This is a genomic window from Pseudoclavibacter sp. 13-3 (assembly GCF_021168475.1).
Lineage (GTDB): Bacteria > Actinomycetota > Actinomycetes > Actinomycetales > Microbacteriaceae > Pseudoclavibacter_A.
Genome location: NZ_JAJOZT010000001.1, coordinates 90674 through 110585, shown reverse-complemented (window position 1 = coordinate 110585; position 19912 = coordinate 90674). Strand labels below are relative to the sequence as shown.

Sequence of the window (19912 nt, the reverse complement as noted above, 5' to 3'; positions counted from 1 at the left end):
GTCTCTCCGTGTCTCAGATGTCTGTGGGGAATGCTGGCGGCGGGCGCGGCGACGCGTCTGGGTGCGGATGCGCGTCGCCGGCGCCGCGAGTGGGCGGCCGTTGCACCTGTGGTGACGGCCGGCGTCAGCCGAGCCTACTTGCTGGCGTTGACGATGAAGGTGACGGCGTCGCCGACGGTCTTCAGGTTCTCGATCTCTTCGTCCGGAATCTTCACGTCGAACTTGTCTTCGGCGTTCACGACGATGGTGGTCAGCGAGATCGAGTCGATGTCGAGGTCGTCGGTGAACGACTTGCCCATCTCGACGTTCTCAGCGGGAACGCCGGTCTCCTCGTTGATCAGCTCGGCCAGGCCCTTGAGAACCTCATCCTGAGTGTGTGCCATTTTCTTCTCCTTCTGTGTGTGACGGCCGCCCGGTCGGGCGGCCTGTCTGCGAATGTCGCCTGTTGAAGCTAGGGGAGTGCCACGACCTGTGCGCCGTAGACGAGCCCCGCACCGAAGCCGATCTCAAGGGCGAGGTCGCCGCTCTTCACCTCACCGGCGTCGATCAGCGCACGTGTCGCGATCGGGATCGACGCCGCCGAGGTGTTGCCGCTGTGGGCGATGTCGCGCGCGATGACCACACGCTCGGGCAGCTTCAGCTGTTTGGCGAACTCATCGATGATACGCATGTTCGCCTGGTGCGGAATGAACACGTCGATGTCGTCGGGGGTGAGCCCGGCGGCCTCGATCGCCTGGCGGGCGATCTTCGCCATGTCCCAGACCGCCCAGCGAAAGACTGTGCGCCCCTCTTGGCGCAGGGTCGGCCAGCGGTTGATCTGATCGCCGTCGTGCTCGCCGAAGCCGGTCGCCTCGCCGTATGCGGCACCGTCGCGGTACTCGAGCAGCGAGTTGGTCATGTGGATGGTCTTCCAGTGCGAGCCGTCTGAGCCCCACACCGTCGGCGAGATGCCCGGAGTCTCGCTGGGACCGACCACCGCAGCGCCGGCGCCGTCGCCGAGCAGGAAAGAGATTGAGCGGTCGGTCGGATCGATGATGTCGCTGAGCTTCTCAGCACCGACCACCAGCACGTTGTGCGCGAGGCCGCTGCGAACCAGCGCGTCGGCCTGCCCGATGCCGTAGCAGTAGCCGGCGCAGGCGGCCGAGATGTCATAGGCGGCTGCCGGGGTCGAGCCGATCTGCTCGGCGAGCCAGGCGGCCAGTGACGGTGTCTGATACGGATGCGTCACGGTGGCGACGATGACCGCATCGATGTCGGTCGGGTCGATGCCGGCATGCTCGATGGCCTGCTTCGAGGCGGCGAGCGTGAGATCGCTCAGGCTGATCTCATCAGAGGCGCGGCGACGGTCGATGATGCCAGTGCGCTGGCGGATCCACTCGTCCGACGACTCGATGGCCTCGACGAGATCGTCGTTCGTGACGACCTGGTCGCCGCGAGCTGCTCCGATGCCGCGGATGCGAGCGTACTTGGCCCCTTCAGCGGTGCGCATGACTGTGCTCAATGCCGTGTTCCTCACTTCGTGTTCTGCAGTTGCGGTGATCAGTCGTCGAGGTGGTCGGCGATGAGGTCGGCTGCTGGAGCCAGATCGTCGGGAGTCACGATCGCCTTGGTCGGCAGACCGCGCAGCTCGCGCTTCGCCAGCCCCACGAGGGTGCCCCCGGGCAGCAGCTCGACCATCGCCGTCACGCCGTTCTCGACGAAAGAGGCCTGATCGGCGTCCCAGTGCACGGGCGAGGCGACCTGGCTGATCAGCAGGTCGAGGTAGCGCTGCCCGTCGGGCACGATGGTGCCGTCGGCGTTGGTCCAGAGCGGCCCGGCGGGGTCGCTGGTGCCGAAGGTGTCGCGCACGCTCAGCAGGTGCTCACGCGCTGACTGCATGTAGGCGGTGTGGAAGGCTCCGGCGACCGAGAGCGGAATCACCCGGGTGCGGGCCGGCGGCTCTTCGACGAGCTGCGCCACGGCATCCACCGACCCAGCGGCCACCAGCTGAGCCGCGCTGTTGAAGTTCGCGGCGGTCAGCCCGAGCGCATCGAGGCGAGCGAGCACCTCGGTGCGATCGCCGCCGATCACGGCCGCCATCGTGGTCGGGGTCGCGGCTGCAGCCTGCGCCATCGCCTGGCTGCGCTCTCGCACGAGACGAGCGGCGGTCTCTGCTGTGAACACTCCAGCCAGCGCCGCAGCGGTGATCTCGCCGACGGAGTGCCCGGCGTAGCCGAACGGTGCGGAATCGACCCCGCGCGCGGCGAGTTCGGCGGTGAGCGCCTGCGCGCTGATCAGACCGGCCGCCACGATGAGCGGCTGTGCGATCGCGGTGTCGCGAATGGCATCGGCGTCAGAGACGGTTCCAGCTTCGATGAGATCGATGCCGGTCGCCGACGAGAGCTGTTCGGCCAGTTCGCGAAGTTCGGGACGTTCGAGCCACGGCGTCAGAAAGCCGGGCTTCTGTGAGCCCTGTCCAGGGCAGGCGAGAAGAATCATCATTTCCATCATCGTCGACGCATACCCCAGTGCCGTGTGGAGACTCCGCACGAAAAGGTTTGAATCACTTTAGTGGAACTGCATAAAGGGCGGCACTCACTCATGCGCATCGTTAATCGCACCGAGAATCAATGCGGTCTGCAGAATGAGCGCATCGCGCGGTTCGGTCGGATCCCACCCCACGACCTCGGCGATGCGGCGCAGTCGATAGCGCACGGTGTTCGGATGCACGTAGAGTGCCCGAGCCGTGCCTTCGAGCGACCGGCCGTTCTCGAGGTAGGCGCGCAGCGTGCCGAGCAGATCGGTGGTCTGCTGTGCCAGCGGCACATAGGCACGCTGAATCAGCGTGACGCGCGCCAGAGGGTCTCCGGCCAACGCGCGTTCGGGCAGCACGTCGTCGGCGAGCGTCGGTCGTGGAGCTGACTGCCAGCCGGCAACGGCGGTGAAACCGGCCTGAGCCGCCTGCGCCGAGGTACTCGCCTCGAGAACTGTCGGCACCGGGGGGCCGATCATGATCGGGCCTTCGCCGAAGTGCGGCATCAGGCCGCTGACGACCCGTTGCACCGAGAACGCCGCCAGACGTTCTGCACTGTCTTCATGCTCGGATTCGGCAAGCACCAGCACCAGTCGATCGGCCTGCACGCCCACGAGCAGTTCGGCGCCCAGCTGACGGGCTTGACGTCGCAGCTGGTCGAGATCGGGAACCCCGTGCGCCGAGGCGATCACGGCGCTCACCTCGCCGACGGCCTGCCAGCCGAGTGCGGCCACGCGGCTCGGCAGCTCGTCGGCCGACTCGCCGTTCAGCACCGAGTCGACCACCAGCGCCTCAAGGCGGTCGTCCCACTGACCGCGCGCCTCTGCCGCCTTGGCATAGACGTCGGCAGCCGCGAAAGCGACGTCTCGCGAGTAGGTGAGAAAGGCGAGCCGCAGCTCGGGGTCGTCAGAGGTGAACTGCTCTTGCACGACCGAGATCACGACCTGCACCAGTTGCAGCGTCTGTTGCAGTGAGACTGACCGAATCAGCTCTCTCGGGGCGTTGCCGAAGATGTCGGCTGCAACCCACGCATCCGCATGAGGATGCGAAGACGGGTCGACCGTCGCCGAGGCGCTCTCGGCGGCCCCGGTGTCGCTCGGGCGGCCTCGACCGGCGAACCAGTTGATGAACGACTGGATGCCCGACTGGGCGACCAGACCGATCGCCGAGCGCCGGGCGGGCGGCAGAGCGGCGTACCACGGCAGGGTCTCGTCGAGGCGCTGCAGAGTGGCCGTCGCCATCTCGCCGCTCACCGAGCGCAGTCGGGCCAGGGTCTGTGCACGATCACCGGCCCGACTGCCACCGCCTGAGACGGTGTGATCATTCATGCGCTGATTCAGCCTCGATCTCAGGTGACGGGATGCTCAGCAGATCGTAGCGCGTGATCGCCTCCGCGGCCACCTGCCGGCTGACGACGCCCTGCTCGGAGAGCTGCTGGAGCATGCGCACCACGATCGACTCCGCGTCGATCTTGAAGTAGCGGCGCGCTGCGGCGCGGGTGTCGCTGAAGCCGAAGTCGTCAGCGCCCAGCGTGGCGAAGGGCTGGTCGACGAATTGGCGGATCTGATCAGGCACGGCCTTGGTGAAGTCGGTGACCGCGACGATCGGTCCGGCGACGTCATGCAGCTTCTGCGTGAGGTAGGGCGTCTGCTTCGGCTGCTCGGGGTGCAGGAAGTTGTGCTCTTCGGCGGCGACACCGTCACGACGCAGCTCGTTCCAGCTGGTCACCGACCACACGTCGACGTTGATGTTCCAGTCGTCGGCGAGCATCCGCTGTGCCTGCAGCGCCCACGGCACAGCGACTCCGGAGGCCAGGATCTGCCCTTGAGCCGCACCGCGCGATGCCGGAGAGACGCGATGGATGCCCTTGATGATGCCCTCGACGTCGACGTCGTCCGGTTCTGCCGGCTGATGAATCGGCTCGTTGTACACCGTCAGGTAGTAGATGACGTCCGGGTTCGGGTGTGTGCCGCCGTACATGCGCTCGAGTCCGCTCTCGACGATGTGCGCGATCTCGTACGAGTACGCCGGGTCGTATGCGACAACCGCCGGGTTGGTCGACGCCAGCAGCGGCGAATGCCCGTCGGCGTGCTGCAGCCCCTCGCCGGTCAGCGTGGTGCGCCCGGCCGTCGCGCCGAGCAGGAAGCCGCGGGCGCGCTGATCCGCTGCGGCCCAGAGCACGTCGCCCGTGCGCTGGAAGCCGAACATCGAGTAGAAGAGGTAGACCGGCACCATGATCTCGCCATGCGTCGAGTACGAGCTGCCGAGCGCGGTGAACGCCGAAGCGGCGCCGTCCTCGTTGATGCCCACGTGGTAGATGAGTCCCTGCGGGCTCTCTTTGTAGGCCAGCAGCAGCTCACGGTCGACCGAGATGTAGTGCTGGCCGTGCGGGTTGTAGATCTTCTTCGACGGGAAGAACGAGTCGAGTCCGAAGGTGCGCGCCTCGTCGGGGACGATCGGCACGAACCGCTTCTCCCAGCCCTTCTGCGCGAGCAGATCTTTGAGCAGGCGCACGAAGGCCATCGTGGTGGCGACCTTCTGCTTGCCCGACCCCTTCTTCACCGACGCGTAGGCCTTCTGCGGGGGCAGGTCGATGTAGGTGGGGGCGTTCTGGCGATCGGGGATGTAGCCGCCCAGCTCGGCGCGACGCTCACGCATGTACTGAATCTCGGGCGCGTCGTTGCCGGGGTGGTAGTACGGCGGTGCCCAGTGGTTCTGTGCCTCGATCTGCTCGTCGCTGATCGGAATGCGCATGTGATCGCGGAAGGTCTTCAGATCGTCGACGGTGAGCTTCTTCATCTGGTGGGTGGCGTTGCGCCCCTCGAACGAGGGGCCGAGCCCGTAGCCCTTGATGGTGTGCGCGAGGATCACCGTGGGCGATCCCTTGTGCTCCATCGCTGCCTTGTAGGCGGCGTAGACCTTGCGGTAGTCGTGGCCGCCGCGCTGCAGCGCCCAGATCTGGTCGTCGGTGTAGTCCTTGACCAGTTCGAGGGCACGGGGATCTCTGGCGAAGAAGTTCTCGCGGACGTAGGCGCCGTCTTCGGTCTTGTACGTCTGGAAGTCGCCGTCGGGGGTGTCGTTCATCAGGCGGACGAGCGCGCCCTCGGAGTCGCGGGAGAGAAGCTCGTCCCACTCGCGGCTCCAGACGACCTTGATGACGTTCCAGCCGGCACCGCGGAAGAACGACTCCAGCTCCTGGATGATCTTCGTGTTGCCGCGAACCGGGCCGTCGAGACGCTGCAGGTTGCAGTTGATCACGAAGGTGAGATTGTCGAGCTGGTCGTTGGCCGCCACCTGCAGCAAGCCGCGAGCCTGCGGCTCGTCCATCTCGCCGTCACCCAGGAATGCCCAGACATGCTGCTGAGAGGTGTCTTTGATGCCGTGGTTGTGCAGGTATCGGTTGACCTGCGCCTGGTAGATGGCGTTCATCGGCCCGATGCCCATCGACACGGTGGGGAACTGCCAGTAGTTGTCCAAGTGGCGGGGGTGCGGGTAGGAGGGGAGTCCACCGGGCACGGAGTGCTCCTGGCGGAAGCCGTCCAGCTCCTCACCGCTCAGACGCCCCTCGAGGAACGAACGAGCGTAGATGCCCGGGGAGGCATGCCCCTGGAAGTAGACCTGGTCGCCGCCACCCGGGTGGTTGGGGCCGCGGAAGAAGTGGTTGAACCCGACCTCGTAGAGCGCCGCGGAGGACGCATAGGTCGAGATGTGCCCGCCGACCTCGATACCGGGGCGCTGCGCGCGGTGCACGAGCACGGCAGCATTCCAGCGGATCCAGCGACGGTACTTGCGCTCCAGCTCTTCGTCACCGGGGAAGGACGGCTCGTTCTCCGGAGCAATCGTGTTGATGTAGTCGGTGGTGGGGATCATCGGCACGTTCAGCTGAAGATCTTTCGAACGCTTGATCAGACTCATCATGATCTCGCGCGCGCGGCCACGACCACGAGCCACCACCAGTTCGTCCAGTGACTGCTGCCATTCGCTCGTCTCTCCTGCGTCGCTGTCGACGTAGTCGGGCTCGTACGGATCCTGGCTGTTGACCGCCATCAGTTCCTCACCTTCGTTTGGTTGTTGACCACAGATCAGTGTAAGGGAAGCAACAAGCAACCCAGTGGATTTACCGAGCGACCGAATACGATCTGGATCGCTTCGGGAGTGCACGGCTCGCGCCGACGGGAACGCCACAGCAGGTGCCGGAGCGTGTCGAACAGCGCGCCACCACTCCACTGTGGAAAGACCCTCTCAGTGTACGGGGTGAAGGTGGCTTCCCTGACACGGTGTACGATGCCGTGTTCATGCACCTGCTCGCTGTGGGCGTGCCGTGCCAGTGCTTGCCGTCGCGTCAACGCCTACCGGCACGAACCGATCAGGTCAGCGACGCGGTGCGCCTTCCGGAGCAGACGCTCTGGCGAGGCGCACCGTCCGTGTGACCTCAGAGAACCCGTTCTCCAACAGCTGCTCGGCAGTGAGCCCGTCATGGTTCACACGCCGATGACCTCGTGCGATCAGGTATCCGATGGTGTGTGCGGCCAGCAGGACACCCAGCGTTCCGAGCGTGAGTGATTCCACAGCGAGACGGGAGACGCCCCACTGCTCGCCAAAGTCGTACGGCAGCCCCAACATCTGTTCGAGCACCCCGGGTGCCAGCGCCACGAACGAGCCGATGATGATCCAGAAGAGCGTGATGACGGTTGCTCCCACGGCACCCCACCGACCGCCGGGTACGACGTAGGGGCGTTCGATATCTGGGAACCGACGACGCAGCCGCAACACCGACGGCAGAATGAGTAGGTAGCTCAGAAGCAGTGTGGTGGTCGCGACTGAGAGCACGACGGAGAACGCAGAGTTTGACGAGCTGGTCGCCACCCACGTCGCCACCAGAGTGAACGCCGTCGAGATGACGCCTGAGAGCATGTTCACTCTCAACGGTGTGCCCAGCGCCGTGTTGAAACGCCCGAAATACTGGGGAAAGGCACCGTCCGCCCCAGAGACGGCCTGCACACGGTCGGAGGCGATCATCCACGCGCTGCCCTGCGTGAGCACGATGTACAGCAGGGCGACGGCCGAGCCCCAGAGCAGCACCGGCTGAGCTGGTCCGTACACGGTGAAGGCCTCGCCCAGTGCGTCGAGAATGCCTGAATCGCCACTCAGCGTTTCAGCCGGCAGCACCGCCAGAAGAGCCAGAATCGGCAGCAGGTGGCACACGGCCGAGGTCAGGCCAGCCGCACCGATGGCCCTCGGCACATCGCGTTTCGGGTTGCGCATCTCTTCGGCTGCGCCGTTGGCGGCCTCGAAACCCAACAGAGCGAACAACAGCACCGGGGCGATGGTCAAGAAGCCGCCAGCCGTCGGTCGCAGAAGTGACGCATCCATCGGCTGCACGCCGTGCTGCAGCGCATAGAGCGCAGCAGTGACGACCAGCACAGCCAGCAGACCGACCTTCACGATGGCGCCGATGTTGATCAGGATCTTGCCGAATCGAATGCTGATGATCGCGATGCCGATCGCCAGCCAGACGAACGAGAGTTTGAACAGGATGTCGGGCAGGCTGCCGGCTGGCAGCGGCGCTATGTGTGCGTTCCACGTGGCAGCCGCGATGAATGCGAGCGAACCGCCGAGCCAGATCGGGTTCGTGACCCAGTAGAGCAGAGAGGCGAGCCCACCGGCATAGCGTCCGAAGGCCAAGCGCACCCACACGTAGGGCCCACCCTCTTGACGGAAGGTGCTGCCGGCCTCGCTGATGAGGAGGCCGTAGGGAAACAGAAATGTGACCGCAAGAATGACCACCCACGTGAGTGATTCAAGCCCACCGCCGGTAGCGATCTCGGCAATGGTGTCGATGCCGAGGGTTGCGGCGATCGTGAGCAGCACCATGTCGAGGCGCCCCAAGTGACGACGCAGCCCGTGTGACGGCCCGGTACCGAGTTTCGAATCAACCGTGCTGAGCCTGCCAGTATCGAGTTGAGGCGACGAAATCACGCAGGGCCTTTCGACAGGAGAGTGGGGATTGCCCTGCGACGACGCCGAGCCGCTACATTGTATCGCCGGGCGCGGACGACCTCCGGGGTTCCGCTTTGCTCAGCAATGTCAGATGATTGCTGCCATGGCCAGATACAGCACGATGAGAAAACCCACTCGGCAGCAGCTGCTGCGTCTCGAAGTCGTTCGCACCGAGCAGATCTCGGCACACTGGATGCGTGTGACGCTCGGCGGCGGGCAGAGCGCGCTCTTCGAGCCGATGAGATTCGACCAATGGTTCCGTCTGTTCATACCGGCCGCTGCGACCGACGATGCGCGTGAGGCGCTCGACCGAGTGCCAGCCAACGCCAACAAGACCATGGGGTATCTCAAGTTCTTCGCGACGATTCCGCAGAGTGTGCGGCCCATCATGCGCAATTACTCCGTGCGTGCGTTCCGCCCCGCAGATTCGCGGACCGGCCGCACCGCAGAGATCGATGTCGACTTCGTACTGCACGGCTCAGCCGAAGACGGCACCGCAGGCCCCGCCAGCACGTGGGCGCAGACCTGCCAGCCCGGCGACCCCGTCGCACTGATCGACGAGGGCATCGTCTTCACCCCCGAGCAGGGCACCGACCGTGTGCTGCTCGTCAGCGACGAGACCGGACTGCCAGCGGTATCGAGCATCTGCGAGTCACTGCCGGACGATGCCGTCGGCACACTCATCGCCGAAGTCCCCACCGCAGATGACGCTCTCGAATTCGCACACCCGGCCGGCCTGACCGTGCACTGGGTCGTGCGTGAGACATCCGACGACCCACACGCCAAACCAGGCACACTGGCGCTCGCCGCTCTGCGCGAGATCGAGGTGCCAGCACCACCCGTACACGCGTTCATCGTGGGGGAGCAGGCGCTGCCCACCTCCGCACGCCGTCACCTCGTCGAAGCGGGAGTGCCCAAAGAGCACATCAGCTTCGTCGGCTATTGGCGCATGCCCGCGAAGCAGAAGTGATGAAGCGCGTCTCGACGACCTACCTGCTCATCTGTGCGGCGATCGGCGTGGCCGGGGCATTGATCCTGCTTCCGGCGAACTGGGTCTCAACCGTTTTGTTCGCCGCGGCCCCGGTGACTGGTATGGCTTTGGCCGGCGTCTGGCTGCTGCCTTCGGTCATCGCGCTGCGTCTGATGCGGCGGCCCGCGGCAGGAGTGCTCACCGGGCTCGTCTCCGGAATCGCACTCATTCCGACCTCTGGCTACGGGTTCGCCAGTGTCGCGACCAACGTCTGGTGGGCGTTCTTCGCCGAGATCGGCTTTCTCATCTTGGCCTACCGCCGTTGGCACACGTGGCAGCACTATGTGGGAGCTGCCCTCGTCGGCGTGCTCTACCCGGTACTCGCGGCCGAGGTCTATCACCTGTGGACTCTACCGGTGAGTCTGCAGATCGTGTTCTTCGCGCTCTGTCTTGCGAGCAGCCTCGCCGGCACCTGGCTCGGCATCAGCGTCGCAGACCGGCTGGCCCGTGCCGGTGTTGCCCGAGCGGTGCGGCGCTAGGCTTGGGCGCGTGACTGACGACTGCGCCCCTGAGACACCCGATGCCCCGCACCTCGCGGCGCTGCCGGATTTCGACCTGCTGAATCAGCATGGGGAGTCTGTGCGTCGGTCTGATCTGCTCGGTGCGCCTGCGTTCGTGGTGTTCTACCCGCATGCGTTCACGCCAGTGTGCGCTGGAGAGCTCGATCAGCTCACGGGAGCGTCGCTGGCCTTGGGCATCCGCATCGTGGCCGTCAGCACTGACCCGCAGCCGACCCTTGCCGCCTGGCAGGCCCAACGGCCGCGACCCTTCGACCTTTTGGCTGACTATTGGCCGCACGGAGAGTTCGCACAGGCTTGCGAAGCCTTCGACGATCTCTCAGGCGCGGCGCGGCGCGCGGCGCTTGCGGTGGATGCTGAAGGCGCTGTTCGCGCGCGCATCGAGACCGCCTCGGGGCAAGCGCGGCCGCTGACGTGGTACGAGGAGTGGGCGCGGCAGCTATGAACCGGGTGTGGGGTGGATAACCACGGATCGCTCGACACCCCCGCGGATCGCTTAAGAACGGCTGACTTTGAGCGAACAGCGTCTATTTCGAGCAATCGGTGGTGGCCACCGGTGCGAATCCAGCCCTCATGCGGGGCGACTTCGGCTACAGTTGGGTGTCGCGGGCCTATAGCTCAGTTGGTTAGAGCACCTCGTTTACACCGAGGGGGTCGGGGGTTCGAGTCCCTCTGGGCCCACCATTTCAGACGTAGTCTGAACCCCTATCATGGGTGTTCTCCCCGCACGTTGGGCGAGCGCGGCGACTCGAAGCGATGGCGATTCTGCGAGGTGGAAGCTTGTTTTCTCGTCTTCGCTGCTTCTGCTGCAGACTGAGAGAGCATGGATTGCGGCGCGAGTAGGGGAGCAGCATGACTGAGAAGATCGACTTCAAGAAGACCCTCGACAGCTACCAGGCCAAGCGCGGCCAGTTCAGAGTCATCCAGATACCCGTGATGCGGTATCTCATGATCGACGGGCACGGCGACCCCAACACCTCGCGGGCATACGCACAGGCCTTGCGGGCGCTGTACCCTGTAGCCTACAAGCTGAAGTTCGCCAGCAAACGCGAACTCAGCCGCGACTACGTGGTGCCGCCGTTGGAGGGCTTGTGGTGGGCGGAGGACATGGATGCGTTCACCACGGCCAGAGACAAATCGCAGTGGGACTGGACGCTGATGCTCATGGTTCCCGACTGGATCGACGAGGCGATGTTCGCCGCGGCCGTTGAGACCGTCAAAGCCAAAGGGCCGGTCGATCGTCTGGAAGAGGTACGGATCGAGACGCTCGCCGAGGGGCTGTGCGTCCAGACGCTGCACGTCGGTTCTTTCGATGATGAAGCAGCCGTGCTGGAAGAGCTCCATCATGAGTTCGTTCCCAGTCAGGGGCTCAGCCTGAGCGGAAAGCACCACGAGATTTACCTCAGCGACTTCCGCAAGGTCGCCCCTGACAGACTCCGCACCATCCTCCGCCAACCCGTCACCCGAGCCTCGGTGTAGAACGCGAAAGAGCTGCCACGCGTCTTGCAGTCGAGGTTTAACGAGCTGAGCGAATCGATTTATGCCTTTCACGCAGACACTCGACGACGCCGGGCGCGGCCCACACGGCCAAGGCCACTTCGCCTCGCGGTAAGCCGACCACATGACGCCCACAGTTCGTACGGTGCTGGCGGGTCTGCGCTTGCTCGCAGAGCACTCACCCGGGCCGCTGTCCCACCGGACTCCTGGTATCGCGAGTACTCGCTGTGACGATACGCGAGATCTAGGCAGAGGTGTCCAGCAAGTCCGTCTCGGACTGATTCGTCTGGCCCCATACACGCTGAGTTTGCCTGTCCAATAACGTACTCAGTCAGTGCCCCTCAACCCTCGACTTCGTCGCCCCACCCGCTGACGACCACCTTGCCCATCACATGACCGGCCTCGACGATCTCGTGCGCCTCGCGCAGCGTGGATGCTGAGATGGGGGAGAGCCTGACGGCCGCAGTTGACTTGATGAGGCCGCGATCGACCAGATCGGCGACCCGCTCGAGGATGCGATGCTGGCGAATCATGTCTGGCGCACGGCGCATGGCGCGGGTGAACATGAACTCCCAGTGCCAGGCGATGCTCCTGCTCTTGAGTGGCGACACCTCTCGAGGCCCGTCGTCGACCGCCACGATGTGTCCGAAGGAGCGGACGAGCTTCGCGTAGGTCTCCATCTGCCCCTGCGAATGTGCGGTGAACAGCCAGTGGACACCTTCAGGAGCGATGGCAGTGACCTGGTCGATCAGGTTCTGATGATGGTTCACGATGTGCTCGGCGCCGAGCTCGCGCACCCACTCGGCACGCTCGTCGTCTGAAGCCGTCGCGATCACCTGAACGTCGGGCAGCAGCGCCTCGGCCAGCTGCACCATGATCGATCCGACACCGCCCGTCGCACCGACGATCAGCAACGAGCCCGCCGACTGCGCCGTCAGACCGAAGTGGTCGAAGAGCGTCTCCCATGCCGTGAGTGCCGTGAGCGGGAGGGCTGCGGCGTCTTCGGGTGACAGCCTCTTCGGGGCGTGCCCGACGATGCGCTCGTCGACCACCTGCAGACGCTGGTTGCTGCCGGGACGATCGATGCTTCCGGCATAGAAGACGTGGTCACCCGTTGAGAAGAGCGTCGTTTCCGCCCCCACTGCGCGAACGGTGCCGACGGCGTCGAACCCGAGCACTCTGAAAACCTCTGCAGGGGCGCCCGCACGCAGCTTCACATCGACCGGGTTCACCGATACGGCATCCACCGCGATCAGCAGATCATGCGGGCCGGGCTCGGGCACGCCGACCTCACGTTCGGTCAGCGCCTCTGGGTCGGTGACGGGCAGGTTTTTCTCGTAGCCGATGGCTGTCGTCGTAATCATGGGATCATACTGACGCAAACGCAGTGGTTACCGTCAAGGTCATCAGGTATCTTTGAGATACCATGGATTCATGACCGTCACTGAGCTCCAATGCGCACGCAACGACGTCTATGCAACGATGTGCCCCTGTCGAGACATGCTCGATCTGCTCGCGAACAAGTGGAGCGCGTTGGCGATCGGCGCCCTCGAAGACGGCGCGCTGCGCAACGGCGAGCTCAAACGTCGCCTTGAGGGCATCAGCCCGAAGGTGCTGTCGCAGACACTCAAGCGACTCGAAGCGCACGGCCTGGTCACACGCACGGTCTACGCTGAGGTTCCCTCCCGCGTCGAGTACGCGCTGACCGAGCTCGGGCAGAGCGCGGCGGTACCTTTGAAACACCTGCGCGACTGGGTGGAAGGCAACGCCTGATCGGTCTGCTCGTCGTGCTGCTCACCGAGTCAGCGGCTCAGCGCTTCGTCGCCGGCGGCTGCACGCAGGATCTCGGCAGCCTGACGTTCACTGCAGTCGCGCACACGGTAGGCGTGCTCGCCGGCCGCGGTGCTGAAGGTGACCGTGGCAACTCCGGCACGTCGCTGCAGCCAGGACTGATCGACGGCGACGCCGCAGACACCTCGCAGCTGCAGCAGGTGCACCTTGCGCAGCACGAAGCCGTGCCGCACACAGATCGTCGGTCTCTCGAGGGTTCTTCCAGATGCTCCGCGAGCGTCAACGACGATCAGCCGGTGTCCGAGCTGGCGGTAGTCACCGATCGCAACGCCGATGTGCAGCACCGCGAGAGCCGCAGGCGCCCAGAGCAGACTGGCCGACCACCCCAGACCGAAGACGAACACTGCACAGACCGCCGCGAGAACGAGGTCCCAGATCCAGAGCCGAATCAGCCGCCGCCGCAGCGCAACGAGGGGGTGCCGATGCAGCCATCCTCCGCGAAACAGCTGATCATCGGTCGGCATGCGGTTCCCCGGCAGATCCGTGACAAGGTCGCCGTCGCGTCCGCCATCGCAGTCACCCAGCAGAATCTCGGCGAGGGTGTGCGCCTCGGCACGACCGACCGTCGGCAGCAGCCGCGCGTCGTTCGAGGCTGGCCCGCCGCCTGTGCCGCTCGACGTGCCGAGCCCGCCGAGACCGGTCGTGATGGGCACCAGCTGTACGCCCCGCACCAGCCGCATCACGATCGAATCGCTCATTGTGATGCCCCGGATCCGTCGTGCGTCGACGGCCGAGGTCTTCGTCGTCAGCAGACCGCGACGCGAGACGAACCGGTGACCGCTGCGCACCAGGGTGAAGCCCCACCAGTTCACGAAGAAGAGTGTGATCGCGCCAAGACTCATCAGCACGAGCACGGTGACCACGAGCGGCGCCGCGAGCGCGAGCCCGACGAACGCACGCTGCGCAGACGTGTACAGACCCTCGATCTGCTCACCGCTCAGCAGGTTGAAGTTCTCGACGAGCTGCCAGAAGGCACCGAACAGAATCAGCGGGATCGTCAGCGTGCGCACCGTGAAGATCTCGTAGAACGCCCAGCGCCCGTGCAGCGCGACGATCGGGGTCTCAACGTCGTCGCGCGCCGTGTTCGAGACACCACGCTCGTCCACGCTACGCTGCAGTGTCGATGGATGCCCCGGCTCTGAGCGAGACGTCTCCGCACCCCCGGCTGCGTTCGGCCGCCCGCCGGCGGGCACGATCTGCCGATCCTGCGGAGCACGCTGGCGCAGCAGCAGGCCTCGGAGCGTCTCGGCATGATTCTGGTCGACGGCGTCGAGCTTGATCCGCTGATCGGCCTTGGCCTCACCCGTCGCGATGTTCACCACCGAGACCCGAAGCAGCCGGTGCAGCAGCCGCGACTCGATCTCGACCGTGCGGATGCGCTCGAGCGGCACCCGATGTCGCGTTCGCGAGAGCAGCCCCGACGTGACCTCGAATTCACGCTCGGTGAAGCGATACCGGAACGTCGCATACCGAACGAGATAGCTCACCGGCTGCAGCAGCAGGCCGACCATCAGCGCCACGAATGCGAAGGGAAAGCCGTCACCTGCGTTCTTCAGCACGATCGCCGCGATCGCGACCGGTACGCCGCGCAGCAGCAGATTGACGACCCCGACCAGAGCCGTGCGGGGGTTCAGCCGATGCCACTCCGGTTCGACGCGTCCTGTCGTCGGATGCTCGCTCTCGCCCCTCATGTCGCGTCGCCGAGGGTCGACTGGGTGGCTTCGGTCAGCGACTGCACCAAGTTGTCGGCATCCTGCTCATCGAGCCCCACGATGGTCACGTCGGCACTCGCACTGGCCGTCGTCACCTTGACCGACGCGAGACGGAACATGCGCTGCACCGGTCCGCGTTTGGCCTCGACCGTCTGAATCCGGGAGAACGGAGCGACCTGCCAGTGCTGTGTGATCCAGCCGGATCGGGCATAGACGGCTTGATCGGTCAGATCCCAGCGGTGCACCCGATAGCGGATGCTCGGCGCGAGAAAGATCTCGACGAGTGCTGAGACGATCGTAACGGCGGCCAGGATCAGCGACCAGATGCGCACGGGCTCCCAGAGCAGCGTCGCCATGACGAGCACAGCGAGGATGACGATGTTCGTGATGAGTGCGTTGAGCCGCCACATGGACTTGGCTCGTGGGCACACCGGATGACTCAGCGCGCGAGGGTGCAGCCCGAGCACCGGCGACGCCGAGTCAAAGACAGTCAACTGGGCCGCTGCGTCGCCAGGCCCCGAAGAGTGCCGGTCGCCTCCGTCTGACGGGGAATCGGAACGGGGCGCTTCGGGGGAGGTCATTCGACAACAGTCTCAGCTGAGCCGGCCTTCTGGCAAATCACCGTCATTCCACGGCGATCTGACGCACCTCGTTCCAGCCGCTCTGCTGCAGGGCGAGTCCCACTGCGAGCGCTGTCGTGCCTGCGGGCAGGTCGGGGGTCTTCCAAGTGTGCTCAGACCATTCCTCGCCCAGTGGAGTGAATCGGCCGGCGCTGAAGTACGTCCACCTGCCAGATTCATCCCGAACGAAGGCCACCGGCTGACTCTGCGCCCCACCGCCTCGTGCGGTGTACGTGACCTCTCTGCTCTGCCCGCCTTCGGCTTTGAGCGCGCATTCTCCGAGATCCATGACGGGCAGCCACTTCGCCTCGCCGGCACCGTTCGCCGTCAGGTCGAGACGGAGTGCAGTCTCATCATCCTTCCCCTTCTTCTCAGTGATGGTGAAGTCCGCGGTGTTGGCCCCATACGTGAATCCGTTCCAGCAGATCGGCGACCCCTGGGCGTTCCGATGGGTGAAGTCGCTGACTCGGCGTCCTGGTTCAGCGCTCTGACCTGGAGTGAACGCCGCGTGAGCCTCGTTCGGATCGGCTGCCGCCCCGGTCGAGAGATGCTCCCGAGGCACCGGCACCGCCGAATCACCGTTGACGACTTCGGCGACGGTCTTGACTGAGATGCGCCCCGCACTGACCTGCACGGCGAGCCAGTCGGCGAACTGCTCGAGCTCTTGTTCATAGATCGAGATGTCCTGGCACTCCGGCGCATCTCGCTCGCAGATGCCGTGGAACGTGAGCTGCGTCCAGCCGGCGCCCAGGCGTGCGGCGGCCTCGACGTCTTTCTGATAGACCGCCGTGCCGGTTTGCCGTTCGAACATCTTGAGCGCAAGCGTCACAGCCGGGTTCTCCGGTCGCACAGACTCGACCACCGGCAGGTCTGACAGGTCGGTCTGACCCGCCAGTCGCATTGCCTCTCCCGAGCCGATGGCCCCGCCGAGACCGCGCCCTGAAGCGTATCCGCAGTCGCGCACTGCGCGCTGAACGGCCTCGTCGTGCGCAGCATACGGGTATGCGAAGCTCTGCGCCGGCAGCCCCCAGCGGCGCAGATTCTCGCGATCCTGGCAGATCTGCCTGCGCGCCTCGTTCTCGGTCACTGTCGGCAGGTTCAAGTGGTGCACGGTGTGCCCGCCGATCTCGTTGCCGAGGTCGACGAGGCCGTGCAGCTGATCGCGGGTGAGAAACCCGGGCGCCTCGGTCTGCCCGGTCGTGACGTAGTAGGTCGCGACCAGGCCGCGCTTGGCCAGGATGTTCGCCGCCAGCACCTGATCCTGCGTGCCATCGTCGAAGGTCAGACTCACGACCGCCGGCGCGGCGTTCTGCAGTCGCGGCACCCGTGCTTCTTGGGGGCCGAGCAGCGGCACATCGGTTGCATGCGGGCTGAGGCCGTCTTCGGCGATCGCCGCGACTGCGTCGCTCGTCGCGCTGAGGCCGTTCGGCTCAGGCAGCGCCACGACGCCGACCCCCAATGCCGCGCTGCCGAAGAGGGTGACGGCTGCCGTCAGGGCCAGACGACGGCGCGGGTGCGGGTGGTTTCGCACCCCCGGCTGGCTCACGTCGCCGACCCCTCGGCGGCCAGAGAGCGGTGCGTGACTTCAGCAGTCGACGGAACGCCTCCGCGCGTGGTTCTCAGCGCACCGGCTCGATCGGTCTGATCACGCAGCATCGCCTGAGCCACCAGCTCGATGATGCGACGCACCCCGGTCTTGGGGACGAAGCCGACCAGCTCGTTGGCGGCAGTGTTGTCTGGCACACGGCGTCTCATGTCTTCATAGCCCTCCGCGTAGGCCTGATCGTACGGGATGTACTCGATGATGCTCCGGCTGCCAGTCACATCGATGATCTGTTGAGCGAGCGCCTTGATCGATATCTCTTGGGCACCGCCGAGGTTGAAGGCCCTGCCCGCTGACCGAGGGTGCTCCTCGACCGCCACGAGTGCGGGCACCACATCGCCGACGTATGAGAAGCACCTCGTCTGCTCACCGTCGCCATAGACCGTGAGCGGCTCATCGTTCAGCGCCTGACGCACGAGTCGAGGCACCACCATGCCGTATCGGCCCGTCTGTCGCGGGCCCACCGTGTTGAACAGCCTGACGATCGACACCTGCAGATCGTTCTTGCGCCAGTAGGCGTGTGCAAAAGCCTCGTCGATGCCCTTCGCAGCGGCATATGTCCAGCGACTCAGCAGGGGAGACCCCAGGATGCGATCCGAGGTCTCGTGCAGCCGGTCGGCGGTGTTCTTGCCGTAGATCTCACTCGTCGATGCCAGCAGCACCCGGGTCTCATGCCGGTCGGCCGCAGCAAGCACGTTCTCGGTTCCGTGCAGATTCGTGCGCAGGCTGCCCAACGGATCGTCCAGAATGATGTGCACCCCGACGGCGGCCGCCAGATGGAAGACTCGGTCTGACTGTGCGACCAGGCTGTCGACGAGTTCGGCGTCACGAACGTCGCCTTCGACGAAGCCGAGCCTGGGGTCGCGGCTGAGCTGACCGAGGTTGGCGAGCCGGCCCGTGCTGAGGTTGTCGAGCACGGTGACGTCGTCGCCCTGACCGATCAGGTGCTCAGCCAAGTGGCTCCCGATGAAACCGGCTCCGCCGGTGATGAGAGTGTGCATGTGCATTCCTTCGTGTTCGTGTTCGTGTTCGTGTTCGGTGTCACAGCGCCTGCGCCGCAGGCGCCGGCTCAGGGTCATCGGGGGATGCTTCGGTGCGCCGCGTTGCCCGGAGCAGGCTCAGAGCACGCTGCGGTGGGCGATGTCGGTGGCGGCATAGGTCGCGTCGAGTACCAGTGTCTTCGGCCCGATCCATGAGAGGTCGACGTTGCGATGCAGGGTGTGCAGCACGACGATGTCTGGCTCGTGGGCGCCGGGATTCGCCACCGACGTGAGGGTGTGCCCGTCTGGCAGGGTCACTGACGGGAACAGCGGATCGTAGTAACGTGACAGCGCGCCTGCACTCCAGAACCGCTGCAAGATCTCGATGGCCGGCGATTCCCGGGCATCTGCCACATTCGGTTTGTAGGCGACTCCGACGATCAGTACGCGTGCGCCGTTGAGCGGAATACCGTTCTCGGCGAGCAGGTCTTTGGCACGATCGACGACGCGGCCGGGGCGGTGGCTGATCTCGTGCATTGCCTGCGTGATCATCGGAGCAGCGACACGTTGGCGACGCAGCTGCCAGAGCAGGTAATGCGGGTCGCAGGGAATGCAGTGCCCACCGACCCCGGGCCCCGGCGTGAACTTCATGAAGCCGTAGGGCTTGGTGGCAGCTGCGTCGATCACGGCGCTGACGTCGAGTTCGAGTTCACGGCAGATGTCGGCGAACTCGTTCGCCAGCGCGATGTTCACGGCGCGAAAGGTGTTCTCGAGCAGCTTGGTCATCTCGGCGTGGCCAGGCGACGAGACCACGTGGATCTGCTCGACCGCCGATCCGAGCAGGTCGACGGCACGCGCTGCACAGGCAGGGCTGACTCCGCCGATGACGCGCGGCACGGCCTCATGGCCGAACTGCACGTTGCCCGGGTCGATGCGCTCGGGGCTGAACACCACGTGAACGTCCTCACCAGGCTTCAGCCCACGGTCGCGCAGCGGCTGCACGACCAGCTCCTCGGTGCAGCCGACGTAGGTCGTCGAGGTCAGCACGATGAGCTGCCCCGTCACCGCGTTGGTCACGACGGTCAGACAGGCGTTGCGCAGAATGTCCAGCTGTGGGCTGAGATCCTCGCTCACCGGTGTCGGCACGCAGATGATCACCGCTGCCGCACGCTGCAGCTGCGACGGATCGGTCGTGAGCAGCAGCCCGTCACTGTCTCGATGCGATTCCAACAGCACGCGGTCACTGGGGATCAGGTCGACATCGCCGCGTCGAATCGCGTCGACGCGCTGCGCAGAGACATCGATTCCAGCGATGCGATGCCCTGCGGCACGGTATGCGAGCGCTGTGGGCAGGCCCACGTAGCCAAGGCCCAAGATGGCGACGTCGTAGTCAAAGGCATGGCCGGAGGCTGCGGTGGCTTCACCGGCGCGGCCGGCGGCGGCTTCGAGTGCGCTGAGCGACAGCCGAGCGCGCTGTTCACTGAGTTGCTGTCTTGTCGTTGTGAGTTCCACGGTGGTCCACTCTCCGTCTGGGGGCGTTCCGCCGGAGAGATGTTCCCCGCCCTTCACGCACCGTTGCGTCTTGCTGT

Annotated in this window: 17 protein-coding genes and 1 tRNA gene; 6 read left to right on the top strand and 12 right to left on the bottom strand. The window is 65.4% G+C overall.

All coding sequences use genetic code 11. The annotated features are described in order from the left end of the window. Nucleotides 1–134 precede the first annotated feature (134 nt). The 6 genes from LRX77_RS00550 to LRX77_RS00525 form a co-directional block, all read right to left on the bottom strand. On the bottom strand, nt 135–383 hold the full coding sequence (locus LRX77_RS00550) for an acyl carrier protein (protein WP_231830899.1): 249 nt from the start codon (nt 381–383) through the stop codon (nt 135–137). A gap of 68 nt (nt 384–451) precedes the next feature. After that, nucleotides 452–1489, bottom strand: coding sequence for a beta-ketoacyl-ACP synthase III (locus tag LRX77_RS00545; RefSeq protein WP_231830898.1), 1038 nt, complete (start codon nt 1487–1489; stop codon nt 452–454). A 50-nt stretch (nt 1490–1539) separates the two neighbouring features. Then, nucleotides 1540–2478 (bottom strand): ACP S-malonyltransferase, encoded by a 939-nt coding sequence (locus LRX77_RS00540; RefSeq protein WP_231831492.1) that lies wholly within the window; start codon nt 2476–2478, stop codon nt 1540–1542. 96 nt (nt 2479–2574) lie between these two features. Continuing rightward, nucleotides 2575–3840 (bottom strand): PucR family transcriptional regulator, encoded by a 1266-nt coding sequence (locus LRX77_RS00535; protein ID WP_231830897.1) that lies wholly within the window; start codon nt 3838–3840, stop codon nt 2575–2577. Further along, nucleotides 3833–6559: a pyruvate dehydrogenase (acetyl-transferring), homodimeric type gene (gene aceE, locus LRX77_RS00530; RefSeq protein ID WP_231830896.1), complete on the bottom strand. Its 2727-nt coding sequence runs from the start codon at nt 6557–6559 to the stop codon at nt 3833–3835. Before aceE ends, LRX77_RS00535 begins: the two co-directional genes overlap by 8 nt. 324 nt (nt 6560–6883) lie before the next feature. Beyond that, nucleotides 6884–8491 (bottom strand): APC family permease, encoded by a 1608-nt coding sequence (locus LRX77_RS00525; RefSeq protein WP_442961571.1) that lies wholly within the window; start codon nt 8489–8491, stop codon nt 6884–6886. Between the two features lie 142 nt (nt 8492–8633). Between LRX77_RS00525 and LRX77_RS00520 the strand changes: the two genes are divergently transcribed. From LRX77_RS00520 to LRX77_RS00500, 5 genes are all read left to right on the top strand, one after another. After that, nucleotides 8634–9482, top strand: a complete 849-nt coding sequence (locus tag LRX77_RS00520; RefSeq protein ID WP_231830894.1) for a siderophore-interacting protein — start codon at nt 8634–8636, stop codon at nt 9480–9482. After that, on the top strand, nt 9482–10021 hold the full coding sequence (locus LRX77_RS00515; protein WP_231830893.1) for an ECF transporter S component: 540 nt from the start codon (nt 9482–9484) through the stop codon (nt 10019–10021). Before LRX77_RS00520 ends, LRX77_RS00515 begins: the two co-directional genes overlap by 1 nt. 10 nt (nt 10022–10031) lie before the next feature. After that, on the top strand, nt 10032–10505 hold the full coding sequence (locus LRX77_RS00510) for a redoxin domain-containing protein (protein WP_231830892.1): 474 nt from the start codon (nt 10032–10034) through the stop codon (nt 10503–10505). 162 nt (nt 10506–10667) lie between these two features. Continuing rightward, nucleotides 10668–10744 (top strand) — tRNA-Val (locus tag LRX77_RS00505). 168 nt (nt 10745–10912) lie between these two features. Then, on the top strand, nt 10913–11539 hold the full coding sequence (locus LRX77_RS00500) for a GyrI-like domain-containing protein (protein WP_231830891.1): 627 nt from the start codon (nt 10913–10915) through the stop codon (nt 11537–11539). Between the two features lie 359 nt (nt 11540–11898). Here the strand turns inward: LRX77_RS00500 and LRX77_RS00495 are convergent, their stop codons facing one another. Beyond that, nucleotides 11899–12921, bottom strand: a complete 1023-nt coding sequence (locus tag LRX77_RS00495) for a zinc-binding alcohol dehydrogenase family protein (protein WP_231830890.1) — start codon at nt 12919–12921, stop codon at nt 11899–11901. Between the two features lie 70 nt (nt 12922–12991). Between LRX77_RS00495 and LRX77_RS00490 the strand changes: the two genes are divergently transcribed. Continuing rightward, nucleotides 12992–13330 (top strand): winged helix-turn-helix transcriptional regulator, encoded by a 339-nt coding sequence (locus tag LRX77_RS00490; protein WP_231830889.1) that lies wholly within the window; start codon nt 12992–12994, stop codon nt 13328–13330. 29 nt (nt 13331–13359) lie between these two features. Here the strand turns inward: LRX77_RS00490 and LRX77_RS00485 are convergent, their stop codons facing one another. From LRX77_RS00485 to LRX77_RS00465, 5 genes are all read right to left on the bottom strand, one after another. Beyond that, a complete protein-coding gene (locus tag LRX77_RS00485) occupies nt 13360–15099 on the bottom strand; it encodes a PH domain-containing protein (protein ID WP_231830888.1) in 1740 nt (579 codons plus the stop codon). Continuing rightward, nucleotides 15096–15614, bottom strand: coding sequence for a PH domain-containing protein (locus LRX77_RS00480; protein WP_231830887.1), 519 nt, complete (start codon nt 15612–15614; stop codon nt 15096–15098). Before LRX77_RS00480 ends, LRX77_RS00485 begins: the two co-directional genes overlap by 4 nt. A 130-nt stretch (nt 15615–15744) precedes the next feature. Continuing rightward, the gene (locus tag LRX77_RS00475; RefSeq protein WP_231830886.1) at nt 15745–17286 is read right to left on the bottom strand and encodes a polysaccharide deacetylase family protein; all 1542 of its coding nucleotides are present in this window, start codon (nt 17284–17286) and stop codon (nt 15745–15747) included. Then, entirely contained in the window at nt 17283–18344 is a 1062-nt protein-coding gene (locus LRX77_RS00470; protein ID WP_231830885.1) for a GDP-mannose 4,6-dehydratase, read from the bottom strand. The genes LRX77_RS00475 and LRX77_RS00470 overlap by 4 nt, the downstream gene beginning before the upstream one ends. A gap of 117 nt (nt 18345–18461) precedes the next feature. Then, nucleotides 18462–19835 carry a nucleotide sugar dehydrogenase gene (locus LRX77_RS00465; RefSeq protein ID WP_231830884.1) on the bottom strand — a complete coding sequence of 458 codons (1374 nt, stop codon included), beginning with the start codon at nt 19833–19835 and terminating at the stop codon, nt 18462–18464. Between the last annotated feature and the right edge of the window lie 77 nt (nt 19836–19912).